Raw genomic sequence first — 17281 nt, 5'->3', positions numbered from 1 at the left:
CACCAACGTCGAGGCGTCGATGTCCTCGCCGTCCTCGCTGCTGCACTGGACCCGCCGCATGATCGAGATCCGCAAGCAGAACCGCGCCTTCGGGCTCGGCTCGTACACCGAACTCCAGTCCTCCAACCCGGCCGTGCTCGCCTTCCTGCGCGAGCACCGGGACGACCTGGTCCTGTGCGTCAACAACTTCTCCCGCTTCGCCCAGCCCACCGAACTCGACCTGAGCGCCTTCGACGGGCGGCACCCGGTCGAGCTCATCGGCGGGGTCCGCTTCCCCGCGATCGGTGAGCTCCCCTATCTGCTGACCCTGGCGGGGCACGGCTTCTACTGGTTCCGGCTCACCAAAGTCGCATCCCGGATCGGCCGACGGGTCTGACCACCGTGCGGCCGACGAAAGGAGGCGTGACCATGCCGAAGACCGCATCCCTGACGCCGACCGTCGGGAGCCTGGCCGGGCCCATGGCCTCGCTCGGTTCGCTGCTGCGGGCATGGCTGCCGCAGCAGCGCTGGTTCGCCGGCAAGGACCGGCCCGTCACCGACCTGCGCCTGCTGTCGATGACGGAGCTGTTCCCGGGCTGCCTGCACCTGCTGGTCCACGCCGAACACGCGGGAGTCCCCACCGGCCACGGCACCGTGCCCGCTCCGGCCGGCACGTCCGTGCCGCCGCCCGCCGACTGCTACCAGCTGCTGCTCGGCGTACGGCAGCAGCCGGCCCCGCGCCTGCACCGGGCCTTCATCGGCCTTCCCGCGGAGGGCCCGCTGGCCGGCCTCGCGATCTACGACGCGCTGTGCGACCCGCGTTCGGCGCAGCTGCTCCTGGAGCGGCTGCGCCACCCCGGCACGTCCGGCCCGCTGCGCTTCGAGGCGGACCCGTCCGTGCGGATCCCCGGCGGCCTGGTGCCCCGGCTGCTGGACGCCGAGCAGTCCAACTCCTCGATCGTGTACGGCGACGGGTTCATCCTGAAGGTCTTCCGCCGCATCCAGCCGGGCGTCAATCCGGACCTGGAGGTGCCCTGGGCGCTGGCCCGGCAGGGCTGCAGCCGCGTCCCCGCCCCGGTGGCGTGGTTCCGTACCACCGAGCCGGAGGCGGCGACGCTCGGTGTGCTCCAGCCGTTCCTGTGCGACGCGGCCGACGGCTGGACGCTGGCCCTGCGGGCGCTGGCCACCGGTGACGACTTCGCCACTCAGGCGCACCAGCTGGGGCAGGCGACCGCGGAGGTGCACCTGGCGCTGGCCGGTGCCTTCCCGACCGGCGGGCACCGGGAGGTGGCGCGGACGGCGGCGGCGATGACCGAGCGGCTGGAGGCCGCGGCGCACAGCGTGCCCGCGCTCAGACCGTACGCGACCCGGCTGCGGACCGCGTTCGCGGCGCTGGCCAACTGCGACGCCGGGCCGCCCGCCCAGCGTGTGCACGGCGACCTGCACCTGGGGCAGGTGCTGCGGGCGGGGCGCGAGTGGTTCGTCATCGACTTCGAGGGCGAGCCGTCCCGTCCGCTCGCCGAGCGCCGCCTGGCCGAGTCCCCGGTGCGGGACGTGGCGGGCATGCTGCGCTCCTTCGACTACGCCGCCCGGCAGCGCCGCCCCTGGCGCCCGGAGTGGGCGCGCCGCTGCCGGGAGGCGTACTGCGCCGGCTACGCCTCCCGGTCCGGCTGGGACCCCCGTAAGAAACACGCCCTGCTGCGGGCCTACGAGACGGACCGTGCCGTGTACGAAGTGCTGTACGAGGCCCGGCACCGCCCCGACTGGCTCGCCGTACCCATGGCGGCGATCGAACGTCTCGCCGTGAGAGGAGGCTGAACCCGTGGCACTGCGCGACACGTCACGTCCCGAGCCGCCCGGCCCCGTCCCGCCCTCCGCGGCGGGAGCGGGCACCGCGGCTCCGCCCCTGGAGCCCGCCGACCGTGAGCGCCTGCTGTCCGGCGCCCACCACGACCCGCACGCGCTGCTGGGCGCGCATCCGGTGCCGGGCGGGATCGCCTTCCGGACGCTGCGTCCGTTCGCCGACGCGGTGAGCGTGGTGATCGACGGCGAGCGCACCGCACTCGTGTCGGAGGGCGACGGCCTGTTCTCGGCCGTACTGCCGCTGCCGGAGATTCCCGCGTACACGCTGGTGGTGGTCTATGGCGAGGACGCGTACGAGGTCCACGACCCGTACCGCTTCCTGCCCGCCCTCGGCGAGCTCGACCTGCACCTGATCAGGGAGGGCCGGCACGAGCAGCTGTGGAAGGCGCTCGGCGCCGAGCCGATGACCCATCAGGGTGTGACCGGCACCCGGTTCACGGTGTGGGCGCCGAACGCCCGGGGGGTGCGGGTGGCCGGGGACTTCACCCACTGGGACGGCACCGCGTTCCCGATGCGCTCGCTCGGTTCCGCGGGTGTGTGGGAGCTGTTCCTGCCGGGCATCGGCGAGGGCACCCGGTACAAGTTCGAGATCACCTCGCAGTACGGCAGCCGGTTCCTGAAGGCCGACCCGATGGCGCGGCGCACCGAGGTGCCGCCCGACACCGCGTCGATCGTGACGGCCACGCACCACGAGTGGGGCGATCAGGAGTGGATGGCCCACCGCGGGGACACACCCGTGCACGAGGCGCCGTTCTCGGTGTACGAGGTACATCTGCCGTCCTGGCAGCCCGGACTGACGTACCGTCAGCTCGCCGAGCGGCTCCCCGCGTACGTCAAGGACATGGGCTTCACCCACGTGGAGCTGATGCCGGTCGCCGAGCACCCCTACGGTCCCTCCTGGGGCTACCAGGTCACGTCGTACTACGCGCCGACCGCCCGCCTCGGCTCCCCCGACGACTTCCGGTACTTCGTGGACTCCTGCCACCGGGCCGGCATCGGCGTGATCATGGACTGGGTGCCGGCCCACTTTCCGAAGGACGACTGGGCGCTGGCCCGCTTCGACGGGGACCCGCTGTACGAGCCGGGCAACGCGCAGCGCGCCGAGCACCCCGACTGGGGGACGTACGAGTTCGACTTCGCCCGCACGGAGGTGCGCAACTTCCTGGTCGCGAACGCCGTGTACTGGTGCGAGGAGTTCCACATCGACGGCCTGCGCGTGGACGCGGTGGCCTCCATGCTCTACCTCGACTACTCGCGGGACTCCGGCCAGTGGACGCCCAATGTGCACGGCGGCCGGGAGGACCTGGACGCGGTGGCGTTCCTGCAGGAGATGAACGCCACCGTGTACCGGCGGGTGCCGGGGGTGGTGACCATCGCCGAGGAGTCCACCGCCTGGGGCGGGGTGACCGCGCCGACCGACTCCGGGGGCCTCGGCTTCGGGCTGAAGTGGAACATGGGCTGGATGCACGACTCGCTGCAGTACATGAGCAAGGAGCCGGTGCACCGCAAGTACCACCACCACGAGATGACCTTCGCGATGGTGTACGCCTACAGCGAGAACTACGTGCTGCCGATCTCCCACGACGAGGTGGTGCACGGCAAGCAGGCGCTGGTGTCGAAGATGCCCGGCGACTGGTGGCAGCGGCGTGCCGACCACCGCGCGTACCTCGGCTTCATGTGGGCCCACCCCGGCAAGCAGCTGCTGTTCATGGGCCAGGAGTTCGCCCAGGGCGGCGAGTTCTCCGAGCAGCACGGGCCCGAGTGGTGGCTGCTCGACGAGGGCTACTGCGCCGCGGGCGACCACCGCGGCGTGCAGGACCTGGTGCGCGACCTGAACAGGCTCTACCGGGCGACCCCGGCCCTGTGGCAGCGCGACACCCGGCCCGAGGGCTTTCGCTGGGTGGCCGTGGACGCGGCCGACGACAACGTCTACGCGTTCCTGCGCCACGACGCCGAGGGCGCCCCGCTGCTCGCGGTGTCGAACTTCTCCCCGGTCGTCCGCGACGGTTACCGCCTGGACGTGCCCGTCGACGTCACCGCCTGGTGCGAGGTCCTCAACACCGACGCGGCCCGCTACGGCGGCAGCGGCGTCACCAACCCCGACCCGGTCAAACCGGAGGACGGACACCTCCGCCTCACGCTGCCACCGCTGGCCACGGTCTGGCTCACGCCGTACACCGGCTGAGCGACGGGACCCTCCCGGGCCGGCCGCCGGATCCCTCCGCACACCCAGGTGTCCGGCCGCCGTCCCGGGGCAGTCGGGGGCTACGACCCGGTGCCCCGCCGCGGTCGTGGCGGACGGAAGGGCGGCGAGCGGTGCGGACCGTCGGAGTGGAGGAGGAGCTTCTCCTGGTCGACCCGGGGAGCGGTGAGCCGAGGGCGCTGTCCGCGGCGGTGCTCGCGCGGGCCGAGGCGGACGACGCGGACCAGGGCGTGTTCGAGAAGGAGCTGTACGGCCAGATGCTGGAGTTCGCCACGCATCCCCGCACGGACATGGCGGAACTCGGCGCGGAGATCGTCCGCTGCCGCAAGGAGGCGGCCCGGCACGCGGGGGAGATCGGCTGCGCGGTGGCCGCGCTGGCCACCTCCCCGCTGCCGGTCAGCCCCACCATCAGCATGAACCGCCGCTACCAGTGGCTGGCCGACCAGTACGGCATCGCCACCCGGGAACAGCTCGTCTGCGGCATGCACGTGCACGTGGCCGTGGAGTCGGACGAGGAGGGGGTCGCGGTCGTGGACCGCATCCGCCCCTGGCTGCCCGTGCTGCTGGCGATCAGCGCCAACTCCCCGTTCTGGCAGGGCGAGGACACCTGCTACGACAGCTACCGCAGCCGGGTGTGGGAGCGCTGGCCGTCGGCCGGACCGACCGAGTTGTTCGGGTCGCCGGAGCGGTACCACCGGCGGGTGGCGGACATGGTGGCCACCGGGGTCATCCTCGACGAGAAGATGGCGTACTTCGACGCGCGGCTGTCCGAGCGGTACCCGACGGTGGAGATCCGGGTCGCGGACGTGTGCCTGCACGCGGAGACCGCCCAGCTCCTCGCCACCCTCGCCCGCGGCCTGGTGGAGACCGCCGCCCGGGAGTGGCGGGCCGGCCGGGAACCGGTGGACCACAGTGTGAGCCTGCTGCGGCTGGCGGCGTGGCAGGCCGCCCGGGCGGGGCCGGCCCGGGAACTGCTCCACCCGCGGACCATGCGGCGGCTGCCCGCTCGGTCGGTGGTGCGGGGCCTGCTGGACCATGTCTCCGACGCGCTCGCCGACACCGGTGACCTGGAGCGGGCGCGCGAGGCCGTGGACGGGCTGCTGCGCGGCGGCGGCGGTGCCCGGGTGCAGCGCGAGCTGATGGAGCGGACCGGCAGCCTGCGGAAGGTCGTCACGGAGTGCGTGCGCCGCACCCAGGGGTGAGTCACAGGGGGAGTCAGAGGATCAGGCCCAGGGCGTACGTCAGGAAGCCGACGGCGACCACCAGGACGAGGAGGAGGATGAGGAAGAGCGGGGCCTTCGCCCAGCCCCTGGACGTGCTGTCCGGCTGCCGGGGCCCCGCCTCGGGCATGCTGCTCTCGGCGGGCGGGGTCTCTCCGGGCGGCACACCGCCCCCGGACTCCAGTCCGGGGGTCCGTTCGGGTTCGGGATCGGGATTGACGTAACTCATGTCTGCCGGGTCCCCCGAACGGGACGAGATCAACAAAACGGCGTCGCTTCCCGGTTCCGTGGCCCCGACGCGCTGACCTGGGCTACATTCGAGCCGCGTCGACAACGGTACTCATCGGCAGGGTCACCCTCCGTAAACTCCAGGAGCAGCGCATGCCCGACTTCGCCCTCGCTCCCTCCGCGGTCGCCTCGCTGACCGGTGGGCTCGCCGACAGCGTCTTCGAGACCGCCCGGACACGTCCCACCCTGCCGGTGCTCGCGCGCCGCACGGATCCCTCCTCCCCGGTGTGGGAGGAGGTGACCGCCGTGGAACTGCGCGACGAGGTGCGCGACCTGGCCAGGGGCCTGGTCGCCTCCGGGATCTCGCCGGGGCACCGCGTGGCCGTCATGGCCCGCACCCGGTACGAGTGGACGGTCCTGGCGTACGCGCTGTGGGCGGTCGGCGCGGAGGTCGTCCCGCTCTGTCCGACCTCCTCGCGGGACCAGGTCGAGTGGGTCCTTCGGGACTCCGCGTGCGTGGCCGTCGTCGTCGAGGACGAGCAGGGCGTGATGACGGTCGGCTCGGTGTGCGCGGGGCTGCCCCGGCTGCAGCACGTGTGGCAGCTGGACGCCGGGGTGTTGGAGCAGCTGGTGCAGCGGGGTGCCGTGGTGCCCCCGACCACTGTCGACTCGCTGCGCCGGATCGTGCTGCCGGACGCGACCGCCGTGATCGCCTACACCTCCGGCACCTCGGGCCGCGCCCTGGGATGCGCGCTGAGCCACCGGGCGATGGCGAGCCCCTGCGACACGCTGCTGGCCGGCTGGGGTCACACCGCGGCGCCGCCCGGCGAGCAGGCATCGGTGCTCGCCTTCCTGCCGTTCTCGCACGTGTACGGGCTGATGATCCAGGGCATCTGCGTCCGCGGCGGCATCCTGATGGGCCACGAGCCCGAGCTGGACGAGGAGGCGCTGGCGTCGGCGCTGCGGACGTTCCGGCCGACGTACTTCTACGCCGTGCCGTCCGTCTTCGAGAAGATCTACAAGAACTTCCTGCGCGCGTCCCAGCAGGCGGGCCGCAGCGCACTGTTCGAGCGGGCCGCCGACACGGCGCGGGACTTCGCCACGGCGCAGGAGCGGCAGCGGCTGGGCCGCGGCCCGGGCCCCGGGTTCGACCTGCGGCTGCAGCACGCCCTGTACGAACGGACGGTGTACCGCAAGCTGCGGGCCGCGCTGGGCGGCAGAGTGGTGCGCGCCACCTCCGGCGGCTCCCCGCTCAATCGTGAACTCTCCCTGTTCTACGAGGGCATCGGCATCTACGTGCACGACGGGTACGGGCTGACCGAGACCGCCGGCGGAATCACCATGCAGCCGCTGGGCCGGGAGAAGTCGGGGACCGTCGGCAAGGCCCTGCCGGGCACGACGATCGAGGTCGCGGACGACGGGGAGATCCTGGTGCAGGGGCCGTCGGTGTTCCAGGGGTACGTGGGCGACGAGGCCGCGACCCGGGCCGCGCTGTACGGCGGCCGGCTGGCCACCGGTGACATCGGGCACCTGGACTCCGAGGGCTATCTGACGATCACCGGACGCAAGAAGGACATCATCATCACCAGCGGCGGCAAGAGCGTGGCTCCGGCCCCGCTGGAGCAGCGCCTGCGGATGCATCCGCTGGTCCACCAGGCGGTGGTCGTGGGCGACAACCGGCCGTGCGTGGGGGCGCTGATCACGCTGGACCCGGACTTCCTGGTGCACTGGCGTGCGGCCCAGGCCCTGCAGGGCGACGTGCCGGGGCGTGAGACGCGCGAGGAGAACGCGCTGCGGGAGGAGATCGGGCGGGCGGTCGCCGCGGCCAACAGCACCGTCTCGCGCTCGGAGTCCATCCGGGTCTTCCGGGTGCTGCCGGAGCCCTTCGACGTGGCCAGCGGGCTGCTCACGCCGTCCATGAAGCTGCGCCGGGACGCCATAGTGGCGCACTACGCGGCCGAGATCGACGCCATGTACGCGGCGCGTGCGCGCCCTCCGCGGCGGCCCGCGGCGAACGATCCGACGGCCGACTGGGACGACTCCGACAACGTCTTCCGCTGAGCGCGGGCAAGTCGCCTCGTCACCAAGGGGGTCGGGCACGGGTCCCGGACAACACCGCCGGCGGCGGGAGTGACGTCGGCCGCGGGGGAAACCTGTTGTCGCACGCATCCGACAACCCCCATGCCCGTGGTCCCGTTCGTGCGCGCAGCGGGAGGTGAGCCGTGCTGTTCCTCGCCGCGGCACCGCTGTTGCCGGCCGTCGTCCTCGGGTCGGTGGCCCGCCTCCCGTGGCCCGTCACCATGGTCCTGAGCACGGTCGTCGTCGTACGGCCGGCGGTGTTCACCGTCCGTGAACGCCGGCGGCGCGGTCGAGCGGGGAGGGCGGGAGCGATGCGGCTGACCGCACCGCCGGGGCGGAACACCTGCCGGAGGGACGCCGAAGGCATGGCTGTCGCCTCCTTCGCCCTCGGCCTGATCGGCCTGATCGGCGTGGTCGGCGTGGTCGCCCTCGATCCGTTCCTGGGGCCCATCGCCGTCGTCCCGGGCATCGCCGGCCTGCTGCTCCCGACGGTCCTGCCGGCGGTCGGCCGCGGGGTGTCCTGGACGGTCCTCGGCCGAGTGCCCGGGCGGCGCGGGTTTGCATCCGCCGGTTCGTCGCAGGCGGAGCAATGAACCCGTGTCGCCGATCCGCGCGAAGGAGTTCCGCCATGACGCACCACCGCCGCCGCCGCCGACTCCTCCGGGTCCTGCCGGCCGTCGCCGTGGGCGCGGTGGACGCGGTGGACGCGGTGGACGCGGTGGACGCGGTGGACGCGGTGGAGCATCGCCGACCGTCTGCGCGCGCCCGCCGCCGTCCTGACCGTGGCGTTCCTGCTCCTGCTCACCGCGGTGACCCGCGCGGGCCGCTCCCACCGCCGTCTCCTCGCCGCCCGTGCGGCGCGGGTGCCGGGGAGCAACTCCCCCACGGCCCGCGCCAGGCAGGAGCTCCACGAGACCTGCTGCCTGTCCTCCTGGGAGTCCCACGGCACGATCCACGACGCCCGTATGCGCACCCGCGGAGCAGCCGCCCGACGCCCGGCCCCGGCGCCCGCCCGGTACCGGAACCTTTTGCCGGAGGCAGGGCGCCCCTCGCGGGTGGATGTGGACGCGTAGGCTCTGCGCGCACGGGAACAAGACAGTGGGACGGAAGGGAAAGAAAGGACGACGCCCTGCTCACGCCGGGCCGGGAAGGCGAGATGGCAACCGAGCCGCGTTGGGACGACACACTGGCCACCGAGGGGATTCCGAGTCGCACCGCCCGCTTCACGGGTGAGCTGCACCATGTGACGGGTGCGCGGCTCGCCGCGGAGGAGTTCCTCGACGACCTCTCGCGGGCCTCGCTGCCGGCGGCCCCGGAGCACTGGGACGACATCCTGCTGGTCGTCACGGAGCTCGCGGCGAACGCGGTGCAGTACGCGCCGGGCCCCTTCGCACTGCGGATGCGCCGGACCTTCGACGGGGTGCACGTCACGCTGAGCGACACCAGCACCACGCCGCCGGCCCCGCGCCCGTTCCACCCCAGCCGGGGCGGCGGTATCGGCTGGCACCTGGTGCACACCCTGTGCGACCAGGTCAGTGTGGTCGTGCACGACCGCGGCAAGGACGTGCACGTCTTCCTGCCCTGGTGACGGCGGGGCGGCGTCCCGCCCGCCCTCAGGCCGTGCTCGGCTCGCGGGGCGGCAGCCGGTGGTAGTACTCCCCCACGCGGGTCAGATAGTCCCGGTCCCTCGTCTCGCTGTCGGTCCTGAAGCGGGGCGCCGCCTTGATCTCGCCCCTGGAGCAGGCCACCGATATGCGGCGCTCCTGCGGGTCGATGCCGGTCACCACGCCCGCCGGCACCAGCACGCTCCGGCCGAACACCCACACTCCGGTGTCCACGACCAGGTGCCGCATCCCGAAGGGGTCGGCTTCCCTGTCCACATGGCCGATCGCGCCGTCGGCAGCGACGACGGTGAAGCCGGTCAGGTCCAGCCCCTCGGCGGGACCGATCCGCGGCGGATACGACCAGATGATGTCGATGGTCACACTGTTCCTTCCGGTCCGTCGGCTCTCACAGCAGCAACTACCCTGTTGGGACGGTCGCATTCGGCGCGGCGGCGGCTCCCACCGGAGGAAAAACGAGGTCCTGGGCGCAGTGTTTTGTCCGGTGCCGCCCGAGCGGGTTAGCCTGCCACGTATTTTGTCATCGTGCAGATCCGTGACATGCGGAAATGCCGGCGCACCACACGCGGGCCCGCCACGGTCCGACGAGGTTGACGAGTCCTCACTGCCGAGGACTCCCTGGGGAGCGGGACGAGGGTACGCATGACCAGCGACAGGACCGAGGCCGTCGACACCGTGCCGGGCGACCGGGAGCTGAGGCAGCTCCTGGCGGGCCTGACGGCCGTGCGGGACGGCGACTTCGGCACACGTCTGCCCGAGGACGCCGACGGGCTCATGGGTGACATCGCGACCGTGTTCAACGGCATGGTCGACCAGCTGTCCGTGTTCACCTCTGAGGTCACCCGGGTGGCCCGGGAGGTCGGCACCGAGGGGACGCTCGGCGGGCAGGCGGAGGTGCCCGGTGTCTCCGGGACCTGGGCCGATCTGACCGACTCGGTCAACGCCATGGCGGGCAATCTGACCACCCAGGTCCGTGACATCGCCCAGGTGGCGACGGCGGTCGCCAAGGGCGATCTGTCGCAGAAGATCGACGTGCCGGCGCGCGGCGAGATCCTGCAGCTGAAGGAGACCGTCAACACGATGGTCGACCAGCTCTCCGCCTTCGCCGACGAGGTCACCCGCGTCGCCCGCGAGGTCGGCACCGAAGGACGCCTCGGCGGCCAGGCCGACGTCAAGGGCGTCTCGGGCACCTGGAAGGACCTCACCGACAACGTCAACGTGATGGCGTCGAACCTGACCGGTCAGGTCCGTTCCATCGCGCAGGTCGCCACCGCCGTGGCCCGGGGCGACCTGTCCCGGAAGATCACGATCGAGGCCGAGGGCGAGGTCGCCGCCCTCGCCGGCGTGATCAACACGATGGTCGACACGCTGTCCGCGTTCGCCGACGAGGTCACCCGCGTCGCCCGCGAGGTCGGCACCGAAGGACGCCTCGGCGGCCAGGCCGACGTCAAGGGCGTCTCGGGCACCTGGAAGGACCTCACCGACAACGTCAACTCGATGGCGGACAACCTCACCGGCCAGGTGCGCAACATCGCGCTGGTGACGACCGCGGTGGCCCGGGGCGACCTGTCGAAGAAGATCGACGTCTATGCGCGCGGGGAGATCCTGGAGCTGAAGACGACCATCAACACGATGGTCGACCAGCTCTCCGCCTTCGCCGACGAGGTCACCCGCGTCGCCCGCGAGGTCGGCACCGAAGGACGCCTCGGCGGCCAGGCCGAGGTGGAGGGCGTCTCGGGCACCTGGAAGCGGCTGACGAAGAACGTCAACGAGCTGGCCGGCAACCTCACCCGCCAGGTGCGGGCGATCGCCGAGGTGGCCAGCGCCGTGGCCGAGGGCGACCTGACCCGGTCGATCACGGTGGAGGCCTCCGGCGAGGTCGCCGAGCTCAAGGACAACATCAACTCCATGGTGGAGTCCCTGCGCGAGACCACCCGGGCCAACCAGGAGCAGGACTGGCTCAAGACCAACCTGGCGCGGATCACCGGCCTGATGCAGGGCCACCGCGACCTGCCCGTCGTGGCCGAACTGATCATGGAGGAGCTCACTCCCCTGGTGTCGGCCCAGTACGGCGCCTTCTACCTCGCCGAGGAGAGCGAGCGCGGAGCACGGCTGCGGCTCGTCGGCTCCTACGGTCGTCCCGACGACGACACCCGCCCCACCCGCTTCTCCTTCGGCCGCTCCCTGGTCGGCCAGGCCGCGCGCAGCCGCCGTACCATCACGGTCGACGAGCTGCCCCAGGGCTACGTCACCATCTCCTCCGGCCTCGGCGAGGCCGTGCCGGCCGCGCTGGTCCTGCTGCCGATCCTGTTCGAGGACCAGGTCCTCGGTGTGATCGAGCTGGCGGCGGTCACCCCGTTCAAGCCGATCCACCGGGACTTCCTGGAGCAGTTGCGGGAGGCCATCGGGGTCAACGTCAATACGATCGTGGCCAACGCCCGGACCGACGAACTGCTGGACGAGTCGCAGCGGCTGACGGCCGAACTCCAGGCCCGCTCCGCCGAGTTGCAGACCCAGCAGGAGGAGCTGCAGCACTCCAACGCCGAACTGGAGGAGAAGGCCTCACTGCTGGCGGCGCAGAACCGCGACATCGAGGCGAAGAACCTGCAGATCGAACAGGCCCGGCAGGAACTCGAGGCCCGCGCCCAGCAGTTGTCGCTGGCCTCGAAGTACAAGTCGGAGTTCCTGGCGAACATGAGCCACGAGCTGCGCACTCCGCTCAACAGCCTGCTCATCCTCGCCCAGTTGCTCGCCCAGAACCCCTCGCGCAACCTCACCCCCAAGCAGGTGGAGTACGCGGGCATCATCCACTCCGCGGGCAGCGATCTGCTGCAGCTGATCAACGACATCCTCGACCTGTCGAAGGTCGAGGCCGGCAAGATGGACGTCACCCCCGAGCGGGTGTCGCTGCGCCGGCTGATCGAGTACGTCGAGGCCACCTTCCGGCCGATGACGTCCCAGAAGGGCCTGGAGTTCGGGGTGAGCACCGCGGCGGGGGCGCCCGCCGACCTGCTCACCGACGAGTCCCGGCTGCGTCAGGTCCTGCGCAACCTGCTGTCCAACGCGGTGAAGTTCACCGAGCAGGGCGGTGTCGAGCTGTGCATCGAACCCGCGGCGGACGACGAGGTGCCCCGGGGGGTCGTCCGGGGCGGCGCCGTCGTGGCGTTCCGGGTCAGGGACACCGGCATCGGCATCCCGGAGCAGCACCTGGAGTCGATCTTCGGCGCCTTCCAGCAGGCGGACGGCACCACCAGCCGCAAGTACGGCGGGACGGGCCTGGGGCTGTCCATCACGCGGGAGATCGCCCAACTGCTCGGTGGCGGGGTCGCCGTGGACAGCGCGCCCGGCCGGGGCAGCACTTTCACGCTCTTCCTGCCCGTGGCCCGGCCCGACTTCGAGCAGTTGCTCGGCACCGGCCACTCCCCGCAGAAGGAGCCGGCCGAGCTCGTCCCCGCGGCCACGGCCACCCCGGTCGCCGCACCGCAGCCCGCGGGCCCGGCGGCCGGGCAGCGCCGGCGCCGGCTGCTGGTCGTGGAGGAGCGGACGCGCGGGCTGCTGACCCTGGTCGCCGAGAGCGTGGTCACCGACGTGGCCCGGCACAGCCCGGACGACGACGGCCGGCTGCCAGCGGTGGACGTCATCACCGCCGTGGGGGCGCAGGAGGCGGCGGGCGCGCTGGCCGCCGAACCGTGCCACTGCGTGGTCCTCGACCTGGACATGCCCGGGGGCGAGGCGTCCCGGTTCCTGCGGGCGCTCCAGGGCGACTCGGGGCTGACGGGCGTACCGGTGCTCGTGCACAGCGGTCACCGCCCGGACGTGGCCCGGGCGGAGGCGCTGCGCTCGCACGCGGACGACGGCTCGCTGGAGTGCCTGTCCAGCCTGGACGAGCTGCGCGAACGCATCGCCCTGCACCTGTCGGCGGAGGAGCCCGGGGACGTGCTGTCCCTGGTCCGGTCCGAGGACCCGCAGGACCTCGCGCCACCCGTCGACGACACCTTCCGGGGCCGTACCGTCCTCGTCGTCGACGACGACGCGCGCAACCTGTTCGCGCTCAGCGGGATCCTGGAGATGTACGGCTTCCGGGTGCTGCACGCGGAGAACGGACGCAAGGGCATCGAGACGCTGCTCGCCCACCCCGACATCGCGATGGTGCTGATGGACGTGATGATGCCGGAGATGGACGGGTACACGGCCACGATGGAGATCCGCAAGCTGCCGCGGTACGCCGAGCTGCCCATCATCGCCGTCACCGCCAAGGCGATGCCGGGAGACCGGGAGAAGTCCCTGGCCTCGGGCGCGAGCGACTACGTCACCAAACCCGTCGACACCCACGACCTGATCGCCTGCGTCCGGCGCTGGCTGAACGCGTGAGCGCGTCGGTGCCCGTCCCGCCCGCCGGCGGGGCGGGGGGCTCAGCCCGGCGCGGCACGGTCCGCGCACCGGTGTCGTCCAGCCGAGGAGCCTTCGCATCGTGAGCACGACCGAGCAGCCACGTGAGCCGGCCGCCGCCGAGCCGCGTCCGGAGCCCCTGGACCTGGCGGGCGTCTCCCCGACCTCTCCCGTCGGCAGGCTGGCCGCAACGGTGGAACGGCTGCGCCGCGAGGTCCGCACGGCGCAGGCGGAGGCCGAGGGCCGGGCTCTGATCGAACTCGCCAAGGGCATCCTGGTCGAGCGTCTGGGCTGCGGTCCGGCGCAGGCCGCCCGGCAGCTCGCGGAGCTGACCGAGCAGGCCGGGGTGACACCGCTGGAGTTCGCGGTGGAGGTCATCAACCAGGCCGCCCGCGACCGGATGGCCGAGGTCACCGACGCCTTCCTGGCCGCCGCGGCGGGGGCCGCCGAGCGCGACTCGGCCGTGCGGCTGCGCACCGCGGAGAGCGGGGCGCTGGCCGCGGACGACACCCAGGCCGTCGCCGACTCCCTGCTGCAGCACGCGCTGCACCCGCTCGGCGCGGTGGCGGTGGCGGTCTGGGCGGCGGACGCCGACGGCTCGCTCACCCTGGCCGGCAGCGCCGGTTTCTCCCCGGCCGAGGCCACCCGCTGGCGGTATGTGCCGCCGGAGGTGGCCACGGTGGCCCGCCGGGGGCTCACCGAGCGCACGGGGCAGTGGTTCGCCTCGCTCGCGGGGACCGGCCTGCCCACCATCGGCCGGCACGTGTACCCGGACGGCGGCCGGGTGGCGGTACCCGCCGGCACCGGGGGCCGTATCCACGGGGTGCTGGAGATCGCCTGGCCGGGGCCGCTTCAGCCGCAGCCGCCGCAGGTCGTGCGCCAGGTGGAGGCCCTGGCCGAGCTGTGCGCGCACACGCTGGAGACGTACACGCGGCTCCAGGCCCCGGGCCAGGAGCCGCGGGTGCTGCCGGACGCCGCCGAGCTGATGGACCTGGCCGACGGGCTGCACGACCCGGCGCTGGTGCTCGTGCCGTGCATCGACGGCTCCGGGCAGCTGGTGGACTTCCGCATCCAGCACGTCAACAGCCGCTTCCTCGACCCGGCCGGCCGGCCGCGCGCGGTGGTCAGCGGCGCGCTGCTGCTGGAGGCCTACCCGATGTCCGCCGGGAAGAGCGAGCTGTTCCAGCGGGTGGAGCGGGTGTACGCCACCGGTGAGCCGTTCCGGGCGCACCGCATGCAGCTGACCGCGCTGGTGGACCAGGTGTCGCTGTCGGCGGTCGCGGACATCAGCATCAGCCGACACGGCAACAGCGTGCTGCTGATCTGGCGCATCGAGGACGAGACGGCACGGCTGGCCAGCCTGCTGCAGCACGCTCAGCGGCTGGGCCGGATCGGCGGGTTCGAGGAGAACCTGCTGACGGGTGAGATCACCTGGAACGACGAGCTGTTCAGCCTCTACGGCCGCGCCCCGTCGGGCAGCCCGGTGCCGCTGGAGGAGCTGCAGGCGCACGCGCACCCGGACGACGCCGTGACCATCGGCCGGTTCCTGCGCACCCTGCTGCACCACCGCCGGCCGGCCTCGGCCGCCTTCCGGCTGCAGCGGCCCGACGGGGTGACCCGGCACATCCGGGTGGTCGCCGAGCCGGTGCTGGACACCGACGGCCGCCTGTTCGTCGTCCGCGGGGCCTACCAGGACATCTCCGCCCAGCACTGGACGGAGGTGGCGCTCGCCGCCACCCGGGACCGGCTGGCGCACACCGAGCAGCAGGCGACCGAACGCAACCGGCTGACCCTGCAACTGCAGCACGCCATCATGCCGCCGACCCAGGCGCCGCTGCGGGCGCCGGGCCTGGAGGTCGCCGTGCGCTACCGGCCGGCGGAGACCGAACAGCTGGTGGGCGGCGACTGGTACGACGCCGTGGTGCTGCCCTCCGGGCTGGTGCTGCTGTGCGTGGGCGACGTGGCCGGCCACGGCATCGAGGCCGCGACCAGCATGGTGGTGCTGCGCAACGCGCTGCGGGGGCTCGCCGTGACCGGGGCCGGGCCGGGCCAGCTGCTGTCGTGGCTGAACATCGTGGCGCACCACCTGACCGGTGCCGTCACCGCGACCGCGGTCTGCGCGCTGTACGACCCCCGGCGGCGCATGCTGCGCTGGGCGCGGGCCGGTCACCTGCCGCCCGTGGTGGTCCGCGGCCGTCGGGCGGCGGCGCTGCCGCTGGTCAAGGGCATGCTGCTGGGTGCCGTGGCGGAGGCCTCCTACGAGGAGGCCGAGGTGCAGTTCGCGCCGGAGGACACGCTGCTGATGTACACCGACGGCCTGATCGAGCGCCGGGACCGCACCGTGGAGGAGTCGCTGACCCACCTGCTGGCCACGGCCGGCAGCGCGCCCAGGACCCTCGACCAGCAACTGGACCGCCTGCTGACCTACAGCAGGTCGGACACGGACGACGACACCTGCATCGTGGGCATCCGGGTCGGGTAGTCCCGTCCGGGGCCGGCGCCCCTGACCGCCTGGCGCCCGTCCGGCGGGGACCGGTCCGGCTCCGCCGGGCCGCGCCGCTGTGACCGGGTGCCGTCGCGGCGGAAAAATCACGGCGGGTGGTCCGGGTGCGCGCCGGGTCCGGTGGTGGTGCCCGTTTCGCCGGTGTGTGTCGTGCGTTCCGGGGCACTTGGACGCGGCGACGTACGCCCGCCGTTCACGGGCGTACCCCACGGAGGTGCAGCCATGGCCGACGACCGCCCGCAGGACCCGACGACCCGGCATCCCCGGCCGGAGTTCCCGCAGCAGGACCAGGAGCACCCCGGCTGGACCGGGCCGATGGACCCGCCGCCGGACCACGGGGAGGAGTCGTACCGGGGCAGCGGTCTGCTCACCGACCGCAAGACCCTGCTGACCGGCGGCGACTCGGGCATCGGCCGGGCCGTGGCGATCGCCTTCGCCCGCGAGGGCGCCGACGTGGTCCTCACCCATCTGCCGGAGGAGGAGAAGGAGGCACGGGAGACCGCCCGGCTGGTCGAGGAGGCCGGACGCACGGCGGTACCGGTCGCCTGCGACATCCGTGAGGAGCGGCAGTGCCGGGAGCTGGTGGACCGTACGGTGGCGGAGTTCGGCCGCGTCGACGTGCTGGTCAACAACGCGGCGTACCAGATGTCCCAGCCGGACGGCATCGGCGCCGTCTCCACCGAGCAGTTCGACCGGGTGGTGCGCACCAACCTGTACGGCATGTTCTGGCTGTGCAGGATGTCCCTGCCGCACATGAGCCCCGGGGCCTCGATCATCAACACCACGTCCGTGCAGGCGTACAAGCCGAGTCCGCACCTGCTGGACTACGCCATGACCAAGGGCGGGATCGTCACGTTCACCCAGGGGCTGGCGCGGATGGTGGCGTCGGACGGGATCCGCGTCAACGCCGTCGCTCCGGGGCCGGTGTGGACACCGCTGATCCCCGCGACGCTGCCGGACACCAGGGAGTTCGGCAAGCAGGCGCCGCTCGGGCGGCCCGCCCAGCCGGCCGAGATGGCGCCGGCCTACGTCTTCCTCGCCTCGCAGCGGGCGAGCTTCATCACGGCCGAGGTGCTCAACGCCACCGGGGGCACGCCGCTGCCGTAGGAATCCTCCGGGCACGCATGAGCCTTCGGTTCGGGGGGTAGGCGCGGGGCGCGGTGCGGTCACCACCGGCGGCGGCTGCGGGAGTCCG

General features: G+C 72.8%; 13 protein-coding genes. 11 read left to right on the top strand and 2 right to left on the bottom strand.

Annotated elements, in window-relative coordinates:
* From DEP02_RS05355 to DEP02_RS05340, 4 genes are all read left to right on the top strand, one after another.
* Window positions 1-376, top strand: a 376-nt coding sequence (locus DEP02_RS05355; RefSeq protein WP_198668291.1) for an alpha-glucosidase C-terminal domain-containing protein, incomplete at its 5' end; no start/stop codon positions are given.
* Between the two features lie 32 nt (window positions 377-408).
* Window positions 409-1797 carry a maltokinase N-terminal cap-like domain-containing protein gene (locus DEP02_RS05350; protein WP_112466168.1) on the top strand — a complete coding sequence of 463 codons (1389 nt, stop codon included), beginning with the start codon at window positions 409-411 and terminating at the stop codon, window positions 1795-1797.
* 4 nt (window positions 1798-1801) lie between these two features.
* Window positions 1802-4027, top strand: a complete 2226-nt coding sequence (gene glgB / locus DEP02_RS05345; RefSeq protein ID WP_112466167.1) for a 1,4-alpha-glucan branching enzyme — start codon at window positions 1802-1804, stop codon at window positions 4025-4027.
* Between the two features lie 131 nt (window positions 4028-4158).
* Window positions 4159-5247: a glutamate--cysteine ligase 2 gene (locus DEP02_RS05340; protein WP_112466166.1), complete on the top strand. Its 1089-nt coding sequence runs from the start codon at window positions 4159-4161 to the stop codon at window positions 5245-5247.
* Between the two features lie 13 nt (window positions 5248-5260).
* Here the strand turns inward: DEP02_RS05340 and DEP02_RS05335 are convergent, their stop codons facing one another.
* Window positions 5261-5494: a DUF6480 family protein gene (locus DEP02_RS05335; protein ID WP_112466165.1), complete on the bottom strand. Its 234-nt coding sequence runs from the start codon at window positions 5492-5494 to the stop codon at window positions 5261-5263.
* A gap of 152 nt (window positions 5495-5646) precedes the next feature.
* Here DEP02_RS05335 and DEP02_RS05330 point away from each other — a divergent pair, with 152 nt between their 5' ends.
* From DEP02_RS05330 to DEP02_RS05310, 4 genes are all read left to right on the top strand, one after another.
* The gene (locus tag DEP02_RS05330) at window positions 5647-7554 is read left to right on the top strand and encodes an AMP-dependent synthetase/ligase (protein ID WP_112466164.1); all 1908 of its coding nucleotides are present in this window, start codon (window positions 5647-5649) and stop codon (window positions 7552-7554) included.
* 161 nt (window positions 7555-7715) lie between these two features.
* On the top strand, window positions 7716-8165 hold the full coding sequence (locus tag DEP02_RS35775; protein WP_438947726.1) for a hypothetical protein: 450 nt from the start codon (window positions 7716-7718) through the stop codon (window positions 8163-8165).
* A 189-nt stretch (window positions 8166-8354) separates the two neighbouring features.
* Window positions 8355-8645, top strand: coding sequence for a hypothetical protein (locus tag DEP02_RS05315; protein WP_112466162.1), 291 nt, complete (start codon window positions 8355-8357; stop codon window positions 8643-8645).
* A gap of 83 nt (window positions 8646-8728) precedes the next feature.
* Window positions 8729-9160: an ATP-binding protein gene (locus DEP02_RS05310; protein WP_112466161.1), complete on the top strand. Its 432-nt coding sequence runs from the start codon at window positions 8729-8731 to the stop codon at window positions 9158-9160.
* A 25-nt stretch (window positions 9161-9185) separates the two neighbouring features.
* On the opposite strand, the gene DEP02_RS05305 is transcribed toward DEP02_RS05310, so the two are convergent.
* The gene (locus tag DEP02_RS05305) at window positions 9186-9557 is read right to left on the bottom strand and encodes a PRC-barrel domain containing protein (RefSeq protein ID WP_112466160.1); all 372 of its coding nucleotides are present in this window, start codon (window positions 9555-9557) and stop codon (window positions 9186-9188) included.
* A 279-nt stretch (window positions 9558-9836) separates the two neighbouring features.
* Between DEP02_RS05305 and DEP02_RS05300 the strand changes: the two genes are divergently transcribed.
* The 3 genes from DEP02_RS05300 to DEP02_RS05290 all read left to right on the top strand — a co-directional run bounded on the left by DEP02_RS05300 (window position 9837) and on the right by DEP02_RS05290 (window position 17193).
* The gene (locus DEP02_RS05300) at window positions 9837-13565 is read left to right on the top strand and encodes a hybrid sensor histidine kinase/response regulator (RefSeq protein ID WP_112466159.1); all 3729 of its coding nucleotides are present in this window, start codon (window positions 9837-9839) and stop codon (window positions 13563-13565) included.
* Between the two features lie 100 nt (window positions 13566-13665).
* Window positions 13666-16065 carry a SpoIIE family protein phosphatase gene (locus DEP02_RS05295; RefSeq protein WP_112466158.1) on the top strand — a complete coding sequence of 800 codons (2400 nt, stop codon included), beginning with the start codon at window positions 13666-13668 and terminating at the stop codon, window positions 16063-16065.
* A gap of 243 nt (window positions 16066-16308) precedes the next feature.
* Window positions 16309-17193, top strand: coding sequence for an SDR family oxidoreductase (locus DEP02_RS05290; RefSeq protein WP_112466157.1), 885 nt, complete (start codon window positions 16309-16311; stop codon window positions 17191-17193).
* Window positions 17194-17281 lie beyond the last annotated feature (88 nt).

This window comes from Streptomyces triticisoli, from assembly GCF_003270085.1.
Lineage (GTDB): Bacteria > Actinomycetota > Actinomycetes > Streptomycetales > Streptomycetaceae > Streptomyces > Streptomyces triticisoli.
Note: the sequence above shows the minus strand (reverse complement) of the source record. Positions and strands in the feature narration are given on the sequence as shown.